Origin of the sequence: Sediminicola arcticus, assembly GCF_040566695.1 — a bacterium.
GTDB classification, from domain to species: Bacteria; Bacteroidota; Bacteroidia; order Flavobacteriales; family Flavobacteriaceae; genus Sediminicola; species Sediminicola arcticus.
Window position 1 is genome coordinate 139,629 of record NZ_JBEXAE010000004.1, and the last position, 24,429, is coordinate 164,057.

Annotated in this window: 22 protein-coding genes; 13 read left to right on the top strand and 9 right to left on the bottom strand. The window is 35.9% G+C overall.

Annotation, left to right across the window (positions count from 1 at the left end; translation table 11 throughout):
• Positions 1-41: 41 nt before the first annotated feature.
• Positions 42-365, top strand: a complete 324-nt coding sequence (locus ABXZ36_RS09870) for a TerB family tellurite resistance protein (protein WP_354615352.1) — start codon at positions 42-44, stop codon at positions 363-365.
• A 43-nt stretch (positions 366-408) separates the two neighbouring features.
• Here the strand turns inward: ABXZ36_RS09870 and ABXZ36_RS09875 are convergent, their stop codons facing one another.
• Positions 409-3,438: an aminotransferase class III-fold pyridoxal phosphate-dependent enzyme gene (locus ABXZ36_RS09875; protein WP_354615353.1), complete on the bottom strand. Its 3,030-nt coding sequence runs from the start codon at positions 3,436-3,438 to the stop codon at positions 409-411.
• A 76-nt stretch (positions 3,439-3,514) separates the two neighbouring features.
• Positions 3,515-4,381 carry a LysR family transcriptional regulator gene (locus ABXZ36_RS09880; RefSeq protein ID WP_354615354.1) on the bottom strand — a complete coding sequence of 289 codons (867 nt, stop codon included), beginning with the start codon at positions 4,379-4,381 and terminating at the stop codon, positions 3,515-3,517.
• Between the two features lie 96 nt (positions 4,382-4,477).
• Between ABXZ36_RS09880 and ABXZ36_RS09885 the strand changes: the two genes are divergently transcribed.
• A complete protein-coding gene (locus ABXZ36_RS09885) occupies positions 4,478-5,389 on the top strand; it encodes a DUF1338 domain-containing protein (protein ID WP_354615355.1) in 912 nt (303 codons plus the stop codon).
• Between the two features lie 345 nt (positions 5,390-5,734).
• Positions 5,735-6,796 carry an AI-2E family transporter gene (locus ABXZ36_RS09890; RefSeq protein WP_354615356.1) on the top strand — a complete coding sequence of 354 codons (1,062 nt, stop codon included), beginning with the start codon at positions 5,735-5,737 and terminating at the stop codon, positions 6,794-6,796.
• Between the two features lie 143 nt (positions 6,797-6,939).
• Here ABXZ36_RS09890 and ABXZ36_RS09895 read toward each other — a convergent pair whose 3' ends face one another.
• Entirely contained in the window at positions 6,940-7,527 is a 588-nt protein-coding gene (locus ABXZ36_RS09895) for a fasciclin domain-containing protein (RefSeq protein ID WP_354615357.1), read from the bottom strand.
• A gap of 257 nt (positions 7,528-7,784) precedes the next feature.
• Here ABXZ36_RS09895 and ABXZ36_RS09900 point away from each other — a divergent pair, with 257 nt between their 5' ends.
• The gene (locus ABXZ36_RS09900; protein ID WP_354615358.1) at positions 7,785-9,707 is read left to right on the top strand and encodes a DUF294 nucleotidyltransferase-like domain-containing protein; all 1,923 of its coding nucleotides are present in this window, start codon (positions 7,785-7,787) and stop codon (positions 9,705-9,707) included.
• Positions 9,704-10,363, top strand: a complete 660-nt coding sequence (locus tag ABXZ36_RS09905) for a 3'-5' exonuclease (protein ID WP_354615359.1) — start codon at positions 9,704-9,706, stop codon at positions 10,361-10,363. The genes ABXZ36_RS09900 and ABXZ36_RS09905 overlap by 4 nt, the downstream gene beginning before the upstream one ends.
• A gap of 57 nt (positions 10,364-10,420) precedes the next feature.
• On the opposite strand, the gene ABXZ36_RS09910 is transcribed toward ABXZ36_RS09905, so the two are convergent.
• Together ABXZ36_RS09910 and ABXZ36_RS09915 are read right to left on the bottom strand one after the other, a co-directional pair.
• Positions 10,421-11,371, bottom strand: a complete 951-nt coding sequence (locus ABXZ36_RS09910) for a phosphoribosylaminoimidazolesuccinocarboxamide synthase (RefSeq protein ID WP_354615360.1) — start codon at positions 11,369-11,371, stop codon at positions 10,421-10,423.
• A 6-nt stretch (positions 11,372-11,377) separates the two neighbouring features.
• Positions 11,378-12,331, bottom strand: a complete 954-nt coding sequence (locus tag ABXZ36_RS09915) for a PhoH family protein (protein ID WP_354615361.1) — start codon at positions 12,329-12,331, stop codon at positions 11,378-11,380.
• A 127-nt stretch (positions 12,332-12,458) separates the two neighbouring features.
• Between ABXZ36_RS09915 and ABXZ36_RS09920 the strand changes: the two genes are divergently transcribed.
• The 5 genes from ABXZ36_RS09920 (at position 12,459) to dnaN (ending at position 17,272) form a co-directional block, all read left to right on the top strand.
• Positions 12,459-13,289, top strand: coding sequence for an SAM hydrolase/SAM-dependent halogenase family protein (locus tag ABXZ36_RS09920; protein ID WP_354615362.1), 831 nt, complete (start codon positions 12,459-12,461; stop codon positions 13,287-13,289).
• On the top strand, positions 13,290-13,586 hold the full coding sequence (locus ABXZ36_RS09925) for a putative quinol monooxygenase (RefSeq protein WP_354615363.1): 297 nt from the start codon (positions 13,290-13,292) through the stop codon (positions 13,584-13,586).
• 10 nt (positions 13,587-13,596) lie between these two features.
• Positions 13,597-14,328: a gliding motility-associated ABC transporter permease subunit GldF gene (gene gldF, locus ABXZ36_RS09930; protein ID WP_354615364.1), complete on the top strand. Its 732-nt coding sequence runs from the start codon at positions 13,597-13,599 to the stop codon at positions 14,326-14,328.
• Entirely contained in the window at positions 14,328-15,992 is a 1,665-nt protein-coding gene (gldG, locus tag ABXZ36_RS09935) for a gliding motility-associated ABC transporter substrate-binding protein GldG (RefSeq protein WP_354615365.1), read from the top strand. The genes gldF and gldG overlap by 1 nt, the downstream gene beginning before the upstream one ends.
• Positions 15,993-16,153: 161 nt before the next feature.
• Positions 16,154-17,272, top strand: coding sequence for a DNA polymerase III subunit beta (dnaN, locus tag ABXZ36_RS09940; protein WP_354615366.1), 1,119 nt, complete (start codon positions 16,154-16,156; stop codon positions 17,270-17,272).
• A gap of 68 nt (positions 17,273-17,340) precedes the next feature.
• Here the strand turns inward: dnaN and ABXZ36_RS09945 are convergent, their stop codons facing one another.
• Together ABXZ36_RS09945 and ABXZ36_RS09950 are read right to left on the bottom strand one after the other, a co-directional pair.
• The gene (locus tag ABXZ36_RS09945; RefSeq protein ID WP_354615367.1) at positions 17,341-17,679 is read right to left on the bottom strand and encodes a DUF4870 domain-containing protein; all 339 of its coding nucleotides are present in this window, start codon (positions 17,677-17,679) and stop codon (positions 17,341-17,343) included.
• Positions 17,680-17,770: 91 nt separating this feature from the next.
• On the bottom strand, positions 17,771-18,220 hold the full coding sequence (locus ABXZ36_RS09950; RefSeq protein WP_354615368.1) for a hypothetical protein: 450 nt from the start codon (positions 18,218-18,220) through the stop codon (positions 17,771-17,773).
• 164 nt (positions 18,221-18,384) lie between these two features.
• Here ABXZ36_RS09950 and mnmE point away from each other — a divergent pair, with 164 nt between their 5' ends.
• On the top strand, positions 18,385-19,782 hold the full coding sequence (gene mnmE, locus ABXZ36_RS09955; protein WP_354615369.1) for a tRNA uridine-5-carboxymethylaminomethyl(34) synthesis GTPase MnmE: 1,398 nt from the start codon (positions 18,385-18,387) through the stop codon (positions 19,780-19,782).
• A 53-nt stretch (positions 19,783-19,835) separates the two neighbouring features.
• On the opposite strand, the gene ABXZ36_RS09960 is transcribed toward mnmE, so the two are convergent.
• Positions 19,836-20,945, bottom strand: a complete 1,110-nt coding sequence (locus ABXZ36_RS09960) for a Fic family protein (protein ID WP_354615370.1) — start codon at positions 20,943-20,945, stop codon at positions 19,836-19,838.
• A gap of 564 nt (positions 20,946-21,509) precedes the next feature.
• Here ABXZ36_RS09960 and ABXZ36_RS09965 point away from each other — a divergent pair.
• The gene (locus ABXZ36_RS09965) at positions 21,510-22,001 is read left to right on the top strand and encodes a TlpA family protein disulfide reductase (protein WP_354615371.1); all 492 of its coding nucleotides are present in this window, start codon (positions 21,510-21,512) and stop codon (positions 21,999-22,001) included.
• 382 nt (positions 22,002-22,383) lie between these two features.
• The gene (locus ABXZ36_RS09970) at positions 22,384-23,115 is read left to right on the top strand and encodes a GLPGLI family protein (RefSeq protein WP_354615372.1); all 732 of its coding nucleotides are present in this window, start codon (positions 22,384-22,386) and stop codon (positions 23,113-23,115) included.
• 596 nt (positions 23,116-23,711) lie between these two features.
• On the opposite strand, the gene ABXZ36_RS09975 is transcribed toward ABXZ36_RS09970, so the two are convergent.
• Positions 23,712-24,425: a LytR/AlgR family response regulator transcription factor gene (locus tag ABXZ36_RS09975; protein ID WP_354615373.1), complete on the bottom strand. Its 714-nt coding sequence runs from the start codon at positions 24,423-24,425 to the stop codon at positions 23,712-23,714.
• Positions 24,426-24,429 lie beyond the last annotated feature (4 nt).

Genomic DNA, 24,429 nt, shown 5'->3' on the forward strand with positions numbered 1-24,429 from the left:
AAACATTTAACCTGTAGTATGTCAATCTTAAAATAAGGTAAATGAAATTCAACTTAGCAGAAAAATTAGCAATAGTAAAAGCAATTGATGAAGTAATCCTAGCGGATGGACATGCAAGTCAAAGTGAATTAATATTTCTTGAAAAACTGATGAACATTCTCCAATTTGATATTGATTTAATTCAGGAAGCTAGAAAAACTACTGGAAACCAAGGTTTATCTATTATCAAAGCCATGCGGGAAGATAAAAAGACAACACTTATTGTTTTACTTCAGGAAATGGCAAAAGCCGATGGTAAAGTAGATGATTCAGAAATTGATTTAATCCAGAATATTATATCGCACATTGGCGTGTACAGTGATTAATTTACTAATACAAAATACATTTAATGTTCAAAAATTCAGCTAATTAAAATGAAACCATAAAATCTTCGGCTAAAATCTTCCGCAAATAATAGACTAATTCTATTGCGTTTTCTTGGGTGAAAACCATTGGTGGCTTTATTTTCAATACATTGTGATCCGGCCCATCTGTACTCATGAGTATCCCATGTTCTTTCATTCTATTTGCCAAATAATCCGTTTGTTCTGCCAAGGGATTCATGGCAGCATCTACCAGTTCTATTCCTAAAAAGAGACCTTCTCCCCTAACATCCCCAATTATAGGAAAGTCCACGGACAGCTTTTTAAGCTCTAATTTTAGAGATTCTCCTACTTTAAGAGCATGCTCCTGAAGTTTCTCTCTTTTTACCACCCTTATTACTTCTGTCCCAATAGCACAGGATACAGGATTTCCTCCAAAGGTGTTGAAAAACTCCATCCCATTGGCAAATTTTTTCGCTACCTCTTTGGTACATATAACCGCTGCTAATGGATGCCCATTTCCTAAAGGCTTACCTATGGTTATTATATCCGGAACCACACCATGTAATTCGAATCCCCAAAAGGCTTTTCCCATCCTACCGCAACCAACTTGTACCTCATCAGAAATACAGAGTCCTCCAGCGGCCCTAACATGTTTATATGCTAATTCTAAAAATCCAATGGGCAGGTCTATCTGTCCCCCACAGCTAATGATAGGCTCTATAATAAAGCCGCCTACCTTCCTTCCTTTGGCGTGGATAAGGTCTATTTGCTTTTGGACTTCCTGGGCATACAATTCTCCTGTGTTTTTCCCCCTATATTTCCCTCTGAAAGCATCGGGAAGTGGAAATATATGAGTGTGTTCTGGGGCTCCCTTACCGCCCTTTCCATCAAATTTATAGGAACTAATGTCTATGCATATATTGGTGTTACCATGATAGCCAACTTCCGAAGCCAAAATATCCTGTTCTCCCGTAACTACTTTTACCATCCTAATAGCCAATTCATTGGCCTCACTGCCGGAATTCACAAAATGTACCACACTTAATTCGGGAGGAAGGGTCTTCAAAAGTTCCTTAGCCAGATTATTTATATTTTCGTGTAAATAACGGGTATTAGTATTAATCAAAGCCATTTGCTCCTGCCCTGCTTTAACCACATCGGGATGCTCATGACCCACATGGGCCACATTGTTCACGGTGTCCAAATACTTTCTGCCAAACTGGTCCAATAGATACTGCCCAGCACCCCGAACCATTTTAATAGGGATTTTATATTGTAAGCTTAAACTTTTACCTAAGTGTTGTTTTCTATAAGCAATGATTTCACCATTAGATATAGAAGTATTAGATCGTAATTCCTCTGATTTGAACAACAAATTTGGATCTGGACAAATGCTTTTCCATACTGCTAATTGATGATAATAAGCCACCCCAGGATAATCAATCTTATAGTTGAGCATGGACAACATCACCTGAAAATGCAAATGTGCTGCCCAATTGCCATTCTCTGGATAACTCCCTAATTCACCTATGATTTCTCCTGCTTTTAATGTATCCCCTATTTTATTTTTCAAGGCACTTGAAACCGTCAAATGACCATATAGGGTATAAAATTCTAATTTATCCTCCTTGTGTTTCAAGATGACCAAACCTCCATATTCTTTATCGCCTGCGTCATTTATAGCAGCAACTACCTCCCCTTCGAAAAGGGCTTGTACAGGAGTTAGTGCAGGTAACCAAAAATCGATTCCTAAATGTATAGTCCGACTCTCACGTCCTTTATTCCCAATTTTATCATAAGCATCTGATGTATAAATGGGTCTTGGTTCCAAATAACCTCCTGCCAATATTTTTGAGGGAACTTCGTTTTGCAACCTGTTAATCTTAAATTGAAAATAATCGAGGTCGTTAAAATCCTTTTGATGTCCAATCCAAGTACTAGAAACGCTTAAATCGATATGATGGACTTGATTAGATTTTATAGTTGGGAACAGTTTTTCCAAGGAAAAAGTTTGTTGGCTAGCCCATGCTGAAAACAGTATCTCATTTGGATGAGCGCTAAAACCACAGACGTCCCTAAAACTATAGAGGGCAAAATTGGCGTCGACCAATCTCCATTTTCGAAGCAATTCCCATGCAGGTTCTTCACTTACCAACAAATAGTGATTATCTGGCTCTTTTATTTTATTGATGGCCGATTTTGTTACAGAAATGACCAACCTCATAGCAATGGCATTGTACAAATGTTCCAATTCCAACGGAGTCAGAGAGAAGGACTCATGATATCCCTTAATAATGGGCAATGCGGCAGCTAATGGGTCATTGTGCCTCATTATGGTATAGGCACAGGCAATTGCCAAGTCATTTATAATTTGCGTATATACCGAATCTCCAAAATCTATAGCTGAAACTACTTTAGGACCAACCAGATCGTAAGAAACAATAACGTTGTTATCATTAGCATCGTTATGTACAACTGCCTTTCTCAACAGTGAATACGTAGGTTGAGCCTTCTTAAATTGATCCTGAAAATACGTTATAATTTCTTTTTCTTCTCCTTCAAACAACGCTACGTGGGCTTCTGCCCAAGCGGCTTGTGCCACATCCCAATCTAATTGTCTATGCGCTTTTGGATGATCAAACCCTTGGAGGGCTTTGGTTAATTTACCTGATTGTTCACCTAAACTGTAGCGAAGATCGTCTTGTTGCGGATTCACAGTGCTCCATACCCTTCCGATAATCCAAGAAAGTAGTCGCACCTTCCTCATTTGCCCGTTATCATCGGTAAATTCAGAGATTGCGAGTCCGTTGCAATCGTTAATCACTTTTGGGGATAGTACTCCTTCCCCGTAATCATAAACATATTGTAATAGTTTTTGTTGAAAATCCAAGTATTCGGTATGCTCATTGGGACGTGAAATTTTTAGAATATACCCTTCACCATCACTACCTTCAATTTTAAAATTGAAATCGATCTCCCCGGGAAGTGGCATTGCAGATCCCCTTATTTTATAAAGATCCAAGCATATTCGCTCCGCTTGGGCAGCTGTTATTTTAATTTTATTGTATTCCATTTCAATTTCATTCTTTAAGAATGGAAGGTTACAGCATGGCCGAATTCCATTTCATATTACAATATATCCAACAATTTTAGATCAAGTTCAAAAAATAACGCAAAGCAGGGTTTTCATTACCCTTTTTCCATGCAGCAAAAAGTTCAGTTTTATAGGGTACTCCGTCTAATTCTAAAAATTTAATCTTATAATTGAATTCATCACGGAGAGAATTGGGGACTATGGCAACACCCATACCGTTCTCTACCAACTTAAAAATAGTAGGTCCATGTATGGATTTATGGGAAATATTGGGACTAAAGCCATAATCGGCACATAAATTCTGTATTTGTTGAAAGTACATGGGACTGTTTTCGTTAGGAAAAAGAATAAAAGATTCCTCTGCAAGCTGTCCCATATTCTTAAAATTAGTCATATTAATAGGATGTTCCAGCGGCAATACTAGCGAGAAATTCTCACTGTACACCGATTTTAAAGAGATATCCGATGGTACTTTATTAGAGCGCATAAAGCCAATATCTAACTGGTCTTGTTCCAGCCCTTTTAGCTGTTCGGTATTGGTAAACTCCTCCAAATAGAAATTTATTTTTGGATGGGTTTTGCTAAACTCTTTAATAATTGGCGGTAAATAACCCTGCATAGCGGACCCTACAAAGCCAATTTTTAATTGCCCTAGGACACCATCCAATGACAATTGCCAACGCTCCATGGATTGGTCTACCTGTTGCAATATCAGATAGGCCTCTTTCGCTAATAACTTCCCTGCCCTATTGAGAGTTACCTTCCGGTTGGTCCTATTAAACACAGGGGTCCCTAACGTACCCTCTAACTGTTTTATATGCTGACTCAAGGCAGATTGTGATATAAATAATAGCTCTGCAGCTTGAGTATAGTGCAATGTGTCTACCAATACCAAGAAGTAGCGCAATGATCGTAACTCCAATTGATTAGTTTTGCTTATCATTTAAGATACAATAAGAATTGTTTCAAATTAAAAATACGATTAAATTTGAACATTGAAAATTGAAAATATATTATAATGATTACAAATAATTTATCGCCGTTAGCTATTGTTTTAAATACCCTATTTACTCCATACAAAACTAGGGTGCCAGATGTGGCAAAAGTAAATGCTGCCATGATCACTCGGGGCATTATAGAAAATGAAAGCGAAATTATAAATGATCACATTGCCTTTCGCACCTTAGGTGTCCCAAATTTGGGGATTGCTTCCTTTGAGAAGATATTTCTTCATTTCGGATATGAAAAAAGGGATTATTACTTCTTTGAAGGTAAAAATTTGAATGCGTACTGGTATGCTCCTCCGTCAGATGAGTATCCTCGTATTTTTATGAGTGAATTAAGGGTGACAGATTTATCTAAAAAAGTACAGCACATTATAAATAAATATACAAAACATATTACCTCGGACCCAGTTAATGCATTAGACCTAAATGATGCTGAGGCGGTTGGCGATTTCTTTCATAAAGCTCTATGGCAGTTACCAACCATTGAGGATTACCAAATATTGGCTGAAGAGAGCGAATATGCTGCTTGGGTAATTCACAACAGATACTACCTCAACCATTATACCATTAGTGTACATGAATTTTCTGAGGAGTTCAACACCATTGAAAAGTTCAATAGCTTTTTGGAATCGGAAGGCATCTCTTTGAACACTGCCGGGGGGAAAATAAAAACCAGTCCAGATGGCTTGTTAAAACAGAGCAGTACCATTGCAAAAATGGTAGAGGCCGATTTTTTGGGCGGGCAAAAAATGGAAATAGCTGGGAGTTATGTGGAATTTGCAGAACGATTGGCGCTACCAGAATTCAAACATCTAGAAAGAACCAAAATACAGCGCAATCATAGACGAGAAGGATTTGAATCTGCCAATGCGGACAAGATTTTTGAAAGCACCTATTCCGAACAAACCCGTAGTATGAAATAATACAACTCTCTTTTTTTACATTTATGTTTATGTAATAAGGGCCCTAAATTAAATCTTTGGGGTTTTCCTTTTATATACCTATTACTAAAAAAGGTGATTATTGGTGTATAGTTTGTTTTTGACTCCGATTTTAGTATTCAAATCAACAATTTAAGGTTCTTAATTAAATGAAATCATTACATTAGGGTACGGAAAGATAACCTAACCAACCATTTGAAATATTGATTTTGCTCTTAAAAATTCAATTGGGGAGCCCATGCCTCAAGCCTTAGAAAGAATCTTTTTATTGGCGTATTTAATAGAGGTAAGGGAATAGTTTTCTTTTTCTTATTAAAACCTGAAACCATGAATATAAAAAATAGCTTTTCTGGCTCCTATCTAAAATACCTACAGATTCTGTTTTTCTCCGTGCTTATTCTTTATTTAGGTCAGTCCCTCTTTATTCCATTATCTTTTTCCCTATTAATTGCTCTAATACTTTATCCATTTTGCAACACACTTGAAAAGAAAAAATGGCCTAAAGGCTTGGCAATTACCCTATCCATGTCACTGGTATTCTTATTGTTCTTTGGTATATTTTGTCTTTTGATCTGGCAGTTGAATTACTTAAAAAACGACATACCAATACTTGTTGAAAAAATAGAAGAAAGTTCACAGGTATGGCTAAAAGAACAGTTCGATATAGACTTTAACTTTGACACGTATTGGTTAGAAAATCTAACAGTTAGCTCAGGAAATGGCCTTGGAGCATTTATTCAAGCATTGTTCGAAAATATAGGACATTTTTTATTTTCGTTATTTATGATTCCTGTATTCACCGTTTTATTTCTTTATCATAGGAGTCAATTTGTGCAGGTATTGCGGTCCATGATATCCGAAAAATATCATTCCCGCTTACATCTTATTCTTAATGAAGTCTCCCAATCTTATTATAAATATGTTATTGGGCTTATAAAGGTGTATGTTATTGTTGGAATCCTAAACAGCATAGGTTTGCTGATATTAGGAGTGGAACATGCCATTTTGTTTGGGATGCTTAGTGCTATAATGACTATCGTTCCCTATGTGGGCATTATTATTAGTTCACTTCTACCCATTTCTATGGTATATATCACTACAGGTTCCTGGCTATATCCTTTAGGGGTAATTGCAGTTTTTTCCATAGTACAATACTTGGAGAGTAGTATTATTTTTCCAAAAGTGGTGGGCGAACAAATGAAGGTAAGCACTTGGGCAATACTAGTGGCCCTGATAGGTGGAGGTATTATATGGGGTGTTTCTGGCATGGTATTATTTATACCTTTTGTGGCCATTCTTAAAATAGTAAGCGGATATGTTGAGGAATGGAAACCACTTAATATTTTGCTGAGCCGTGGTGGTGATTCAAAAACTAATGAAATTGAATAATTGTTTGGATATGATTTTAAAGTAATCGAATTATGGAAGTTGTTATTACTTCCTATGGTATAAAAAATTAGTTTCAACTCCCAAAGAAAAAAGCCGTCATGGCTTTCGCGAGACGGCTTTTAATTTCAATATATTGAAATTTATTATTGTGGCATTACAACAGTATCGATTGCATGTATAACCCCATTAGAAGCAGCTACATCAGCCATAACGACAGTTGCAGTTCCTCCTTTAGCATCGGTCAACAAAACTTTACCATCTTTCAAGCTTAAGGTTATGGTTCCACCTTGTACAGTGGTTACCGTAAATTTCCCATTATTCTCATTGATGGCATCAATTACAGCAGCAGCCTCAAATTTCCCGGCTACCACGTGATACGTTAATACAGCTGTTAAAGTTCCTTTACTTTCTGGCTTTAACAAGCCTTCTACAGTTCCTGCCGGTAATTTTGCGAAAGCATCGTTTGTTGGCGCAAAAACAGTAAATGGACCTTCACTACTCAATGTAGCTACCAAGTCAGCTGCTTTTACCGCAGCAACTAAAGTTGTAAAGTTTTCGTTACCTGCTGCTACTCCAACTATGTTAGGAGTTTCAACGGTTTCTTCAACAACTTCCATTACCTCAGTAGAGGCCTCGTCCATTGTATCAGCTGCTTCCTTTTTTGCTTGACCACAAGAGGTAGAGATTACTCCAACAATTGCAACAGCGCTAATAATTTTCACTAGGTTCATAGTTTCTTATTTAAAGTTTCTACAAAAATACATGAACAATAAGGTAAATAGTCTTAAATATTGTTTAAAGTTTTAAAAATATTGTTAAACGTTTGTGGGATTGTTGGGGAAACGTTCTATTAACACGGATTAAGCGGCAATTATCATTTTTAAAACTTACGTCTAAATTAGAAGGACTGTTTTACCAACATTTAATTATTGTATATTTTGGGCCTATTTATTAGGCCATAAAGTACCTTTATTTACAAATTTATGCCATGAAGAATACCATTTCCCATAGGGTTGCTGATTTTTTAAAAAATTATCCTCCATTTAGCTTACTCAAGCAGCATGAAATTGAAACACTATCCGAGCAAATTTCAATAATTTATAAGGAAAAAGACACCCTTATATTTGCGGAGAACGAGGAGCCGCACTCTCATTTCTATGTGGTACATAAGGGAGCTGTTGCCTTGCGTAAAAGCCCTAAAAATGACATTGTGGATATTTGCGACGAGGGAGATATTTTTGGACTAAGACCACTTATAGCACTAGAAACTTATAAAATGGAGGCCAAAACCCATGAAGAGACTATTCTTTATGCCATTCCTATATCGATATTCAAGCCTTATGCACTAGAAAATAAAGAAGTTGGTAACTTTCTAATTGAAAGCTTTGCCTCCAATACTCGAAATCCCTATTCCAAAAGTCATAGAGGAAAACTTTTTGGAGAATTAGAAATGATGGGGGAACCTCATAATATTCAAAAACTTCATGATCTTCAACCTGTTAAATATTCTAAGAAACTTATTAGCTGTTCTGCTAGGACTACTGTGAAGACCATAGCGGAAACTATGACTAAGAAAAATGTGGGTGCAATGCTAGTGGTAAAGGACTTTTTGCCTATAGGGGTCATTACAGATAAAGATTTGAGAAATAAAGTAGTAACTGGAGCATATCCCATTACCACTACAGCATCTAAAATTATGACATCCCCAGTTATCACGTACCGAAAGAATCTTACCATCACCCAAGCCCAAATGGCCATGATGAAGAGCAATATCAGCCATCTATGTCTTACAAAAGATGGTACTTCCAACACTAAAGTTTGTGGTATACTCTCCAAACACGATGTTATGGTTGCCCTTGGAAATAATCCGGCTGTTCTTATTAAGGCGATAAAAAGAACTAAAAAATTTAAAGACATGAGGCCCATACGTGCCAGTATCATGGCATTATTGCAGGGGTATTTGGTGCAAAATATACCAATGACATTAACCTCTAAAATAATAGCGGAATTAAACGATGCCTGCATTAAACAAGTGGTTAAAATTGCCCTGACCAAAATACAGGATCCACCACCAGTGAAATTTGCATGGCTGGCCATGGGCAGTCAAGGAAGAAGTGAACAACTGTTGCATACCGACCAAGACAATGCCCTAGTATTTGAAAATGTTAAAGAAGAATTATTAGAAGAGACCAAGGCCTATTTTTTAAAATTAGCCGTAACCATTAATAAAGGCCTTAACGTCATAGGATATGAATATTGTCCCGCAGAAATGATGGCTTCCAATCCGAAATGGTGCCAAAGTCTGGGAGAATGGAAACAAACCGTTTCCCATTGGATCACTAATCCTGGAAATGATGAAGTATTGTTGTCCTCTATCTTTTTTGACTACAGCCTAGCCTACGGGAATGCCCAAATGGTGAATGAACTTTCTGAGTTTATTTTCAAAAGCGTAAGTAGCTACCCTATATTTTATGTTCATTTGGCAAGTGCGGCTCTACAAAACCCATCCCCAACCGGTTTTTTCAGACAGTTCGTTGTGGAGCAGGATGGTGCCCATAAGGATTTCTTTGATATTAAAAGACGGGCCCTTATGCCTTTGACAGATGCCGCACGAGTCCTAATTTTGTCCCACTCCGTAAAATCAATAAATAACACCTCGGAAAGATTTGAAAAGCTAGCACAGTTAGAACCTAATAATGAAGAATTGTATTTGGCCTGTTCTTATGCCTCTAAAGCCCTTTTAAAATTTAGAACTAAGCAGGGATTACTCCATAATGATTCTGGAAGGTTTATTGCACTTAAATCTTTATCCAAGGAAGAAAAAATAAAGCTTAAAAGAACATTTAAGACCATTTCAGAGCTTCAAGAACTCATTTCCCTACGTTTTAAAGTAGCTAATATATTAGGATGATAAACCTCTTTAAAAAGCATACAAGGAATTTGCCCGATTTTTGGTCCACTTACGAAAAGTCATTCGATAAGAAAATCTCCAATGATATTAAGTCGGTTCGTTTCGTAGTTTTAGATACAGAGACCACTGGTTTTGATTATGACAATGATCGTATCCTTTGTATTGGTGCCATTGGGCTTCAAAACAACACTATCACTATTAAAGATAGCTTGGAAGTGTTTGTACATCAGGAGCACTATAATATTGAAAGTGCTAAAATTCATGGTATCTTAAAAAAAGGAAAAATAGAGCGTCTCTCTGAAAAAGAGGCCCTAAAGCAATTGTTGGAATATCTAGGAAATTCTATACTTGTAGCACACCACACCAAATTTGATGTTACCATGATAAATAGGGCTTTGGAACGCCACGGACTGCCCAAGCTTAAGAATAAGGCTTTGGACACAGCCGTTCTTTATAAAAAAGCCTTACTAACGACCACCTTAATGGAGAAAAAAGAACAGTATACGTTAGACGATCTGGCTGATAAGTTTGATATTTCAAAAGAGGACAGGCACACGGCTATTGGTGATTCCTACATTACCGCCATTGCTTTTCAAAAGATTTTGAATCGAATGAAATACAAAAAAGAACCAACCTTAAAAGATTTGTTCAAATAAAAAACTCCAAGATAGATACTACCTATGCTTGGAGCTTTAACCTTATTATATCATAAATTACTCCCTTAAATAATCGAGTACATTTTTTTCGATACGAGATTGAATATCCGAGATATCTGCCTTAACAAACTTCTCCCCAGTAATATTCTCATAAAGTTCAATGTACCTATCTGATACTGTCATAATATATTCATCGGACATAACAGGGACCTTTTGTCCTTTAAGTCCTTGAAACCCCTCACTTATAAGCCATTGTCTCACAAACTCTTTTGATAGTTGCTTTTGGGACTCTTGCTTTTTTTGTCTTTCTTCATATCCATTTGCATAAAAGTAGCGGGAAGAATCTGGGGTATGAATCTCATCAATCAAAACAATTTTCCCATTCGTGGTCTTCCCAAATTCATATTTGGTATCTACCAAAATCAAACCTCTTTTAGAGGCAATTTCGGTGCCTCTTTGAAAAAGATCTCTGGTATATTTTTCCAAAATAAGATAATCTTCTTCTGAGACTATCCCTCTTTTTAAAATATCCTCTCTGGAAATATCCTCATCATGATCTCCCATTTCGGCTTTTGTAGCAGGGGTGATGATAGGTTGTGGAAACTTATCATTTTCCTGCATACCATCTGGCATGGAAACGCCGCACAAGATCCTTTTCCCTAATTTGTATTCCCTAGCCGCATGGCCCGACATATAGCCACGGATGACCATCTCTACCTTAAAGGGCTCACAGGCATAGCCTACGGCGACGTTAGGGTCTGGGGTGGCTAGTAACCAATTGGGCACAATATCGGCAGTATCTGCCATCATTTTGGTTGCAATCTGATTTAATATCTGGCCTTTAAAAGGAATACCTTTGGGCATGACCACATCAAAGGCAGAAAGCCTATCCGTGGCAACCATTGCTAAAATATCGTTCTCCAATTTGTATACTTCCCTAACCTTTCCCTTATAAACACTTTTTTGTCCTGGGAAATTAAAATCTGTGCTTGTAATGGTATTGCTCATCTACACTTAATTTTGATGCTCTATATCTTTATAGGCATCAATTACTTTTTTAACTAAACGGTGACGAATAACGTCTTTATCATCTAGATATATTATTCCTATTCCTTCTATATTTTTAAGCACTAACAAAGCCTCCTTTAAACCGGATATAATTCTTCTGGGCAAATCTATTTGTCCTGGATCCCCAGTAATAACAAATTTGGCGTTCTTTCCCATTCTGGTCAAGAACATCTTCATCTGGGCATGGGTGGTATTCTGGGCTTCATCCAAGATCACAAAAGCATTGTCTAATGTTCTTCCTCGCATAAAAGCCAAAGGTGCTATTTGTATGGTTCCGTTTTCAATATAAAGTGCTAGTTTTTCAGGGGGTATCATGTCCCGTAATGCATCATACAAGGGCTGCATATAGGGATCTAACTTCTCCTTTAAATCGCCCGGAAGAAACCCTAAATTTTCTCCGGCCTCTACTGCAGGCCTGGTTAATATTATGCGCTTTACCTGCTTTTCCTTTAGTGCCTTAACCGCTAAGGCAACACCAGTATATGTCTTTCCCGTTCCTGCTGGACCTACAGCAAAAACCATGTCGTTTTGTTTGGAGGAATCTACTATTTTTTGCTGATTCAAGGTTTGTGCCTTAATCAACCTACCGCTAACTCCATGTAAAAGAACATCGGTACTAATTTGGGATGTATTTATATCCTCCTGTCCGTTACTAGCCAGAATTCTTTCAATGACGTTCTCATCTAGCTTGTTGTACTTCGCAAAATGCGCTGTCATCTTCTTGAACCTCCTATCAAACTCCTCCAAAAGATCTTCGTCCCCGTACACTTTTACCTTACTGCCCCTAGCAACTATCTTTAATTTGGGAAAGTATTTTTTAAGTAATTCAATGTTCTCATTCTGCTGTCCAAAAAATTCTCTTGGACTAATTTCCGTAAGTTCAATTATAAGTTCGTTCAAAGAATGTGGATTTAAAAGTTCATGTCCGTAAAGAAAATTTCCGTTGGCTATTTTTTTGTGTAATTTTGTTTAACAAACTTAAGTAAAAAATCAGTTTGCATTCCTAAAAACATATCAACAGTGCTACATGGCAATCATTACGTTAACAACTGATTTTGGATACAAAGATCATTTTATTGGGGCGATTAAGGGCACTATCTATAGTGAACTTAATGATGCCCAGATTGTTGATATTTCGCACTCCATAAGTCCGTTCAACATACAGGAATGCGCTTATATTCTTAAAAATTCCTATAAGACTTTTCCAAAAGGAACCATACATATTGTTGGTATCGATTCGGAAAAAACACCAGAAAATCAGCATATTGCGGTTTATGTAGATGGCCATTACTTTATTGTAGCTAACAACGGGGTCCTTGGATTAATCATCTCAGAGGTACTCCCAGATAAAATTGTGGAGATCAATCTACCAGATACTGGCCAGACCCCATTTCCGGTTATGGATGTATTTGTTAAGGTAGCATGCCACATTGTCCGCGGAGGAACTCTAGAGGTTGTTGGTAAATCATTTGATCAACTGAAGGATCTCAAAGAATTTACTCCTATTGTTTCGGATAATTTCAAGTCTATCACTGGTCATGTGATTTACATTGACAATTATGGGAACGTAGTTTCCAACATTCAAAAAAGTCTCTTCGAGGCCTACCGCAATGGCCGGAAATTTGAATTGAAGGCCAGGAACAAAAAAATAACGGAGATTCACAAAAAATTTAGCGATATCATAAACTTTGATCTGGATAAAAATCAAAGAAAAGGTCCTGGGGATCTCTTGGCTCTTTTCAATTCTTCCGAATATATTGAACTAGCCATTTATAAAAGTGATCTCAATACGGTTGGAGGCGCTTCTACCCTACTTGGACTTGACTACCGGGATACCATTACCATAAACTTTATTTAAATGTTCGTACGAATAGTAAAATTGACCTTTAAAAAAGAAAATATCGCTAGTTTTGAGCAAATTTTTGAAGGATCCAAGAACAGGATAAGAAAAGCTGAAGGGTGTACCTTTCTAGAATTATTGCAGGACAAGGAAAACCCACATATCTTTTTCACCTATAGCTTATGGCAATCGGAAGAAAATTTAGATAATTATAGGAATTCCGAGCTCTTCAAAACTATTTGGGGAGAAACAAAAAAATTATTCGCTGTAAGGGCAGAAGCTTGGAGTGTGGATAAGAAAATAACATTAAACTGATTATAACGGTATGTTAGCCATTTACAAAAGGGAGATACAAGCGTTTTTTACATCGCCAATAGGCTATTTGGTCATCGGACTTTTTTTAGTCTTAATGGGCCTGTTCCTATGGGTATTTAAAGGGCCTTTCAATATTTTTGAATACGGGTTTGCCGATTTGGATAAATTTTTTCTACTTGCCCCTTGGGTATTCCTTTTTCTAATCCCTGCAATTACCATGAGAAGCTTTTCGGAGGAAATTAAGTTGGGCACCTTAGAACTACTTTTCATTAAACCTATTGCTGTTTCACATACGGTACTCGGAAAATTCTTAGGCACGCTTACTCTAGCCGTTATTGCCATTATTCCAACATTCTTATATGTATACTGTGTGTCCCAATTAGGCACCACAGTTGGTAACTTGGATATGGGTGTTGTTTTTGGTTCCTATTTTGGCCTGTTATTTTTAATTGGAAGTTTTATCGCTATTGGCTTGTTTACCTCTACCCTAACCGAAAATCAAATAGTAGCTTTCATTTTAGGCATTGTGCTTTGCTTTTCCCTTTATTATGGTTTTGAAGGTATGGCATCAGTGGTGCCAGACGGAGAGATATCCGTATTCCTTGAAAATTTAGGGATGAAGGCCCATTTTACAAACATTTCCAAAGGCGTTTTAGATACGAGGGATTTTATTTACTTCCTAAGCATCTGTTTATTTTTCCTATACCTAACCGTAGTGCAACTAAAAAACCGAAATAGATAATGCAGAAATCTTTTTTATCTATAAGCAAAGCAATTTTGGCTTTAGTAATCATCAACGTAGTAGGCCATTATTTTTATACCCGTTTCGACCTTACCGAGGACAAGAGATATACCTTATCCCAACCAGCCATCATTTCCGTTCAAGATTTTCAATATCCCGTAATCATTGATGTGCTCTTGGATGGAAATTTACCTCCCGAATTCATAAAACTCAAAGGGGAAACCCAACAGCTTTTAGAAGAGTTTGCTTCAGAAAATAAGAATATAAAATTCAATTTTGTTAATCCCCTAGAAGAGGAAGGTGGATCTGAAAACGTCATTGCCGAACTGAGGCAGTTGGGATTAACCCCTGCTAACGTTACTCTGGAGGAAAACGGTAAAATGTCCCAGGAAATAGTATTCCCGTGGGCGATGGTTAATTATAACGATAAAACTATAAAAGTTTCTCTTTTAAAAAACAAATTGGGGGCTAATACAGAAGATCGCGTAAACAATTCCGTTCAACATTTGGAATATGCCTTTGCTGATGCTTTTGTTAAACTTACTATTAAGGAAAAGAAAAGGGTTGCCATAATCAAAGGAAATGGAGAATTAGAGGATATTTATATTGCAGACTACCTAACCACCATTCGCGACTACTACAATATTGGCGCCATCACCTTGGATTCTGTTGCCACCAACCCACAAAAGGTATTGGACCAATTAAAAAGCTTCGATTTGGCTATTATTGCCAAACCAACCCAAGCATTCACAGATGCCGAAAAGTATGTTATGGATCAGTACATTGTTAATGGCGGGAAATCTATGTGGTTGATCGATGGGGTGGCCATGGAATTGGATAGTCTTTTTAACGAAAATGGCACCGCTTTTGCCCTTGAGCGAAATTTAAACCTCAACGACTTTTTCTTCAAGTACGGAGTCCGTATTAATCCTGTATTGATTAATGATCTATACTTCACCCAAATTGTCCTCGCTTCAGGCGAGGGTAATAATTCTGAATACAACCCAGTACCATGGTACTATAATCCCATGGTTTTTTCTAGGAATAACCACCCTATAAACACCAACTTGGAGGCTGTTAGATTCCAGTTTGCCAATAGTATGGATACCTTGCCCAACGCAAACAAAAAGACTATTTTATATTGGAGTTCTCCCCTATCCAAAACAGAGGGAATACCAAGGGAAATAAATCTCAACACCATTAATACCCCACCGCTAAAGGAAAGTTACAACAACGGGAATCAGCCTATGGCTGTCTTGATAGAAGGAGAATTTACATCTGCCTTTTTAAATAGGGTAAAGCCAATATCACTGAAAGGTGCTATGGAAAAAGGAGGGGCAAACAAAATGCTAGTCATTGCAGATGGAGACCTCATCAAAAACCAAGTTCGAAATGGTAGACCCTTGGAACTGGGCTACGACAAATGGACCAATAACTATTTTGGAAATAAAGAATTCTTGGTGAATAGTATCAATTACCTTTTGGAGGATAATGGACTTATAAACATTAGAAATAAGAAGGTGGCAATTCCCTTTTTAGACGAGAAAAAAATTATGGAAGAAAAAAGTAAGTGGCAATATATAAACATTGGGCTTCCCGTAGTTTTAATCGTCCTTTTTGGATGGCTTTTTAACGCCTTTAGAAAGAAAAAATACGGTGCTTAAGTGTTAATAAGTTTGTTTTCTTCGAAGGCACAATTAAAATACCTTTACATAAACTATTTTTAACCCAAAATTCTGGATTGGTAGCTATATTTTTCCTAAAAATGTATATTTTCGGGGGGATCTTATCAAGATAGAGTTTCGACAATAAAATAATATAACTAATGAAATTTATAGTATCCAGTACGTATTTACTAAAACAATTGCAGGTTTTGGGAGGGATTATTAATAATAGTAATACACTTCCTATATTGGATAATTTTTTGTTCGATCTTGATCAAACTAAGCTTACCGTTTCCGCCTCTGATTTGGAAACTACTATGAGTTCTGTTTTGAATGTAGACTCTGATAGTGTTGGAACTATTGCCGTTCCTGCAAAGCTTTTGTTGGAAACTTTAAAGACATTTCCAGAACAGCCTTTGACTTTTGTTGTTGAAGACAATAATACCGTGGAGATCAGCTCCAATCACGGTAAATATGCTTTAGCTTATGCCGATGGGGCAGAATTCCCAAAAGCTGTAGAACTATCCAATCCTAGTTCTACCACCATTATTGGAGATATATTGGCTACTGCCATTAATAAAACAATTTTCGCTGCAGGAAATGATGATCTACGACCCGTAATGAGTGGGGTGTTTTTTCAATTCTCACCAGAGAATCTAACTTTCGTTGCTACAGATGCCCATAAATTGGTAAAATATCAGCGTACAGACGTTTCTGCATCTCAAGTTGCGGAATTCATCATGCCTAAAAAACCATTGAACCTTCTGAAGGGGATATTGGCTGGTAGCGAGACAGATGTTACCATAGAATACAATGACAGTAACGCTAAATTTTCCTTTGACCAAACAGAACTAATCTGTAGATTGATAGATGGCAAATACCCAAATTACGATGCGGTGATTCCCAAGGAAAACCCAAATAAGTTGAGCATCTCACGAAATCAGTTCTTGAGCTCCGTTAGAAGGGTTTCTATTTTCTCAAACAAAACCACCCACCAAATACGTTTAAAGATTGCAGGCGCTGAATTAAATATATCTGCAGAAGATATAGATTACAGCAACAAAGCAGAAGAACGTTTAACATGTTCATATGCAGGCGATGATATGCAAATAGGATTCAACTCCCGTTTTTTGGTAGAAATGCTCAACAATTTAACATCTGATGATGTTTCCCTTGAAATGAGTCTTCCAAATCGCGCCGGAATATTAACCCCAGTAGATGGCTTGGACGAGGGAGAGCATGTAACTATGTTGGTCATGCCGGTTATGTTAAATAGCTAGTTCCAAAATTTATAGAATAAAAAAAGCCACATTAAAAAATGTGGCTTTTTTTTTATTTAACGATTAGGCTAAACGAATTTAAAACTCAAGGGATAGTAGGGCATCTCTCCGTTATTTGCTCTAATAGCATTTATAATTGGAAAAACAAATCCAATAATCCCAACTGCTAAAAAGCCTAAGAGCCCTAGACCAAAAAATAATATTAAAGGTATACTGATAAGAATATAAAGAAAAAGGCTTATTTGAAAGTTAATAATAGCCTTTCCGTGTTCATCCATATTCATGATCTTATCTTTTTGTGTAAGCCATAATATCAAGGGTACAATAAAACCCCCAAAGCCTGTAACCAAATCCAATAATTGGGTCAAATGGGTGATTACTAAAAGTTGTCTGTTTTCTGCTTGCATGATTTGATTTTTTATGATTGATGTACTAATATGACGTATTTCAAGATCAAATGTTACAATGGAATACACTAAAGTTCAAAAGATGCGACTTCTATAGCTTTTTGCGAAGCTTCTCTAGGGTATCTTTATCCTTTTCAATCCCTAGCTTTAACTTTTGAATTTTACCCTTTAGCTTTTTTATATCATTGGGTGATAAATTTCCTTTTCTTTCCCCTTTGAATAATTTCTCCTCCAACTTTACAATCTTTTTTCCGTTGTTGGAAATCGACTTTTCTAAAGAAGTGATGGTGCTTTCTAGTTTTTTAAGTTTCTTCTTTTCCTGGTCGGTCTTTTTTTTCTCTTTTTCAACTTTTTCCCTTTCCTTTTGTGCCTTGGTCTCTTTTCGTTCTGCTTTCTCCACTTTCTTTTTCACTTCTTCAAATTCCTTGGCCTCTTGTTCCATTTTGGCAACATTGTCCATTGGTGTTTTGGTTTCCTGACCATAGCTGTTGCTTAAGGATGCTGCACAACTTATTAAAAGTATTAATATGAATCGTTTCATGAGCGTTAGCCGTAATAGTGTTAGTCTCTTGTTAAGGTTCAAAATACAACCCTTTCTTATTACGAAAGAAAAGGAATTATTCAATGCTTAAAGGTATACAGACAATCTGACCTAGAAGCTCCTTATAGTTCCAATTTTCCGTATTTTTGCTTAAAATTAGAGTTATGATTCCGAATGATACTATAATAGCATTAGCAACAGCCTCAGGAGCAGGAGCCATAGCGGTGATCCGAGTATCTGGGAAGGATGCCATTGCTATTACAGCTCCTTTGTTCCGATCTATAAGGGGAAAGGATTTGGCCAAGCAAAAAAGCCATACAGTGCATTTGGGACATATCATGGATGGGGAACGAACCATAGATGAAGTATTGGCAACCATTTTTAACGGTCCAAATTCATATACGGGAGAACACGTTATTGAGATATCGTGTCATGGTTCACCTTATATACAACAACAAATTATTCAGTTGTTCCTAAGAAATGGCTGTAGAACGGCAAATGCTGGTGAATTCACCTTACGTGCCTTTTTGAATGGAAAGTTAGATCTAAGTCAGGCTGAAGCTGTTGCAGATCTTATAGCCTCGGACAATGAGGCAAGCCATCAGATTGCAATGCAACAAATGCGAGGTGGCTTCAGCAATGAAATTAAACGACTTAGGGACGAGCTACTCAACTTTGCCTCATTGATTGAATTGGAGCTCGATTTTGCAGAGGAAGATGTTGAATTCGCTGATAGGAATCAGTTCAAGGCTTTAGTGGACCGTATCCGCGAAGTACTTAAAAGACTCATTGATAGTTTTGCGGTTGGGAATGTTATCAAAAATGGAATTCCTGTAGCAATTGTAGGGGAACCCAATGTAGGTAAGTCCACCTTATTAAATGCGCTTTTGAACGAAGATAGAGCTATTGTTAGTGAGATTGCAGGTACTACAAGGGATACCATCGAAGATGAAATTTCTATTGGGGGTATGGGTTTTCGTTTTATAGATACCGCAGGTATACGTGAAACTATAGATGTAGTAGAGAGCATCGGAATAAAAAAGACCTTTGAAAAAATTGAACAGGCTCAAGTAGTCATATATTTGGTAGACGGGATACAATTGATGGAGAATGATGAACGATTGCCTATAGTGAAAACAGAACTGGAAAAGATCCGCAACAAGCATCCCCAAAAACCGCTACTTTTCATTATAAATAAAGCAGATCGATTGACAGAATTACAACAAGCCAGTATTGCTCAAGAATTACCTTCTGCCCTATTCCTTTCTGCAAAAACGGGAACTGGAATAGAAAAACTAACCTCTGAACTTTTAAATTTTGTAAATACCGGAGCTTTAAAAAATAATGAGACCATAGTAACCAATACTAGGCATTATAATTCCCTTTTAAAAGCTTTGGAAGACATTGAGAAGGTTAAGGAAGGTATTGATTTGGGGATTTCTGGAGATCTTATGGCCATAGATATCCGACAAGCCCTCTATCATTTTGGCGAAATTACGGGTGAAATTACTTCAGATGATCTATTGGGAAACATTTTTGCTAATTTCTGTATCGGAAAGTAAACGTACTCAAACTCTCCCAATATATGGTTACGCTCCTGATGTGGTCTTACCTTTTATGACATTTGTAAATTTAACTCGTAATGCACTCCTCTTCCAGCTCCTATTGGCTTTAAACATTGTTTTTCTACCATATCCTGTAAATCGCGTGTAGCTGTAGCCTTGGAAGTTTTAGTTATAGATAAATATTTTTTTGCCGTCATCCCCCCTTTGAATCCTTCAAAACCATACTCCAACATTTTTGTAATTACCTTTATTTGCCGTTCATTTAATTGCAGCTTAAACTTGTCTAAAAATTTAGCCTTTTCCAGAGTGAACCTTATAATAGTCTTCGCATGTTTTTGAGCATTCAATATAGTTTGAGAGAAGTAATAGATCCAATCAGTAATTTCCGATGTACGTTGAGCCTTTATAAGAGCATTGTAATAGGCAGCTTTATCATTTTCAATTGAAGTTGATATACTCAGGATTAGAGTACGCTCTAATGATTCTGAGAGACATTTTTCGGCAATAGCACGACCTATACGTCCGTTACCGTCTTCAAATGGATGTAATGACTCAAAATACAAATGTGCTATTGCTGTTTTAATTAAACTCTCTTTAATAGTATTGGAATTCATTTCGTAGGAATTGTACCAATTTACAAACTGGTTCATTTCTCCTGGAATTTTATTAGATGGGGGAGCTTCGTAATGAACAATTTCCTTACCTATGCTGCCCGAAATAATAACCATTGGTTCAGTTCCTGTTCTATAGGATCCACCTTTTATATATTGGGCATTGGAAAATAGAATTTGGTGCCAGCCTATAATTAAGTTTTCTGATAGTGCCGTTGAATAATCTTCACGGACTTCTACCATAAGCTCGGCAATACCTTTAGCCTTAATATCTCTTATGTTAGTTGATATGGAATGTATCCCCAAACGTTTTTGTATTGAGGACATCACATCTTGACGACTATGATACTCGCCTTCAATTTCAGAGGTCTTTATTGCCTCACTAATCATAAATTGAAGAATAGTTTCCTGTTGAAATTCTTTGGTCAAGCCCTCAATCATACCTTTTACTTCGCCTGTTTCTAAAGCAAATTCCATAACGATGTCATCAATTTTTGAAGCATCGTATGTAAATTTAGGCCAGTTTTTATGCTGCCAATTATATTGCATGAGCCAATTATATGTTATTATTGGCTCAAATATAACAATAAAATGAGCCGATTATCTATTTTAATCGGCTCAAAGGATTATAATCTATTGCATTCAAATGGAAAATTATATTTTTATTCTAAATTAAAGGGTTGATTAAATACTATTTAATCACAATTATGGCCATCTGGACCAATGCTAATTTCCTTGAACTTCCAGCAACCTATTGTACCTCATATCTTCATAACACCAGTAAACATAATGAAACTTTAATCTGGTATACAATACTTATGGATATTGAATAACCAATGTGAGATTGTCTGTTCCGGATTGTTAATGTTTTGAAATCAAAATTAATCTAACAAATCATATTAATAATATGATAACGAATAGTTAAAAAGTAAAACCTTAGAAAATTAAAGGTTTTACTTTAGTTAGATTATAGAAATAATTCTATATTCACTAAAACTTTTAATTTTGAAGGATCAGTGTATAAAGTATTTATTCAGCTTATTATTTTTTGTCATTTCGTTTAAATCAATTAGCCAGGTTTCGGATACATTCCCTAAAAATCAAAGAAAGGAAATGATCTTTACTTTTCCTGAGCAAGAAATCTATAAATGTGTAAATGACTATTTACCTAAATTTTCATTAGCAAGTTTAGATGGAGGTATTATTGATTCTGAAATTTTAAAAGGAAAACCAACAGTAATCAATTTATGGTTCACTAATTGTGCCCCTTGTATAGTAGAAATCCCCGTTCTAAACGAAATAAAGAGGGAATATAGCAGTGAGGTCAATTTTGTTGCAATAACTTTTCAAGAACCTCATGTTGTAAAATCTTTTCTAAAATCAATAAAATTTGATTTTTTTCATCTTGTAAACTCAAAAGCGTACTTAGAAACGTTTGGTTTTTTTGGTTATCCTAAAACAATCATCTTGGACCAAGATCTCAAGGTTATGAAAATTGAAAAAGGGTTCGCAACATACCAAAATACAAAGGTTGAAAATGAAATTGAGTTTAAAAGAAGAATATCATCCCATTTGAATGAACTGTTGCTAACTTCTAGAAATTAAGTAGGCCTAAATCATTTTGAGATATTTGCCAGCTTATAGCTATTAAACAAATTTCTTTCGCGAAGAGTAGACATAAACTTGGGTGTCTATAAATTGTCCTAGGCAAAATTAATTTTAATAATAACATAATGAAAAAGTTATCTAATGTAAATTTTGGTGTGAATGAAATTCTCCAAAGAAATCAAATGAAAAGTATTATTGGAGGTGACGGATTTGATTGTGTCCCCGTCGCATATGCTTGTGACGATGCACACCCAACTAGTCACACTGGTTTTGTAGAGTGTATGTTTTATCGAGGTTGTCTATAATAAATTGATAACTATTACAATTAATGATAACAATGCCCGTATTTTAGAATATGGGCATTCTAAAAACGAACACGATGAAAAATCTACTTATTATACTTACGTTTTTATTATTTAATGCAGTCCAATCACAGTTTTCAAAGGGTAAAATCACCTACAGGGCAACTTTGGAAGATAATGGTTCTTTAGAAAACATTGAATCTACAGGCTTTTCTAAAAAAATAATACCTAATCAACCTTCTGATCAACCTATAATATTTCATTTGTTTGTTAAGGGTGATTCTGGATTATACCAAGCTGAATACGATTTAGAAACAAAACGAAAATTAGGATTTAAACAAAATAATACTGCTCTTGTAGCAGGGCATGATAGAATCTATTATAATAATCTAGAAACCAAAGAAAATTATTATCAAAGCTTTTGGACTAAGGATGTGCTGGTAAACGTAGAAAACCATAAATGGAATATAACCAAAGAAACTAAAAAAATCGGGGATTATATATGTTATAAGGCAACAACAACTGTACAAGCAGATCAGATAATTACCTTTAATTATTTAAAACCCGTAATTGCATGGTTTACACCAGAGATACCTATTTCATTCGGGATTCAATCCTTTGACGGATTACCAGGTTTAATCATGGAATTAATTACAGACCAAGAAAATGGAAAAATAACCTACACAGTATCCAATATTGAATTGAATCCTAAAGAAGAAATTTTAATAAACAAACCAGTTGGCATAAATTTCATGTCGGAGACAGAATATAAGGAGCATATTGATAAACTAAACGCTAATAGATTTTAGGTTTCATAATTGAAAAATTTAAACCTTTTTTACTTAAGTTTAAGAATATTCTGAATATCAATAAACAGGCTACCCAAAAAGCTTTATACCCTTATCAAGAGTGTGGAAATTTATGAATATGAAGGATAAAAAAAATTAAAACTTTCCTGAAATGGGACGGCTATTTATTAAATAAAAAATTTCATCTTGTTGTCAATTTAAGGAAATTAAATTCTGCTAATTTCCTTGGATTTTCTAGGACTTATTGTACCTCCTATCGTCAGAGAACCAAGTAAAAGATTGCATCCTTAATCCCGTATCGGCAAATGATAAAACAGAAATTGAATAACACTAATTTCCCTGGACTTCCTTGGACTTATTGTACCTCATATTGCCTTACCAATCTGTTCGCAAGAAGCATGCATCAACTACCCAGTCTGACCTTAATAGGGCAGTTTAAAAGCGCTCGGAATAAATGTGTGCAACTCCTTATTATATTTTGGGCGTCAACACACACGCTAAGAAGGACAAAAACCATTGTCTCGAGATTTAATCCTACAGAAAGTTTTCATATATTAGTCCGGCAAGAATCCAAGAGTTATGCGCAATTAAAAAAATTATTGAGGTGTTTTTAGAGTTTTATGCACTTCCATTTTATAACTCACTCCTATTGGAATTTCTAACACACCTAATTCAACATCATGGGCTGTATAGGCAGTAATTTTATCAATATTAACAATATATGACCTATGGGTTCTGAGGAAGTTTTCTGGCAATTTTTGTTGAAAATGACTGATTTTATCCTTCGTCACAATGGATGCTTCTTTGGTATGTATTTGTATATAGTCCTTTAAACTTTCAGCATAAATAATTTCTTTGAACAAAATTTTATAATGTTTCTTATTTGCATTGACATATATAAAATCCGGATTTTGGTCTTTATCAGAAATATCAACCTTGGTTTTATAATTGTTCTCAAGTGTTTTAAAGTACTTATTAATCGCTTTAAAAAAACGATCAAAAGAAATAGGTTTTAGTAAATAATCAACCACTTCCAATTCATAACTTTCAATTGCATATTCTCTATATGCTGTAGTAAATATCACTTTGGGGGGATTACTCAATGATTTTAAAAATTCTATTCCTGTTAACAATGGCATTTGAATATCTAAAAACAACAAATCTACCTGCTTAGATTTTAATTGCTCAAACCCAGCCAATACATTACTACATGTCGCAATTACTTCCAAATTTGGAATTTTAGCAATATATGCCTCAATCAACGCTATTGCCAGCGGCTCATCATCAATAATAATACAGCGTACTTTCATTTAT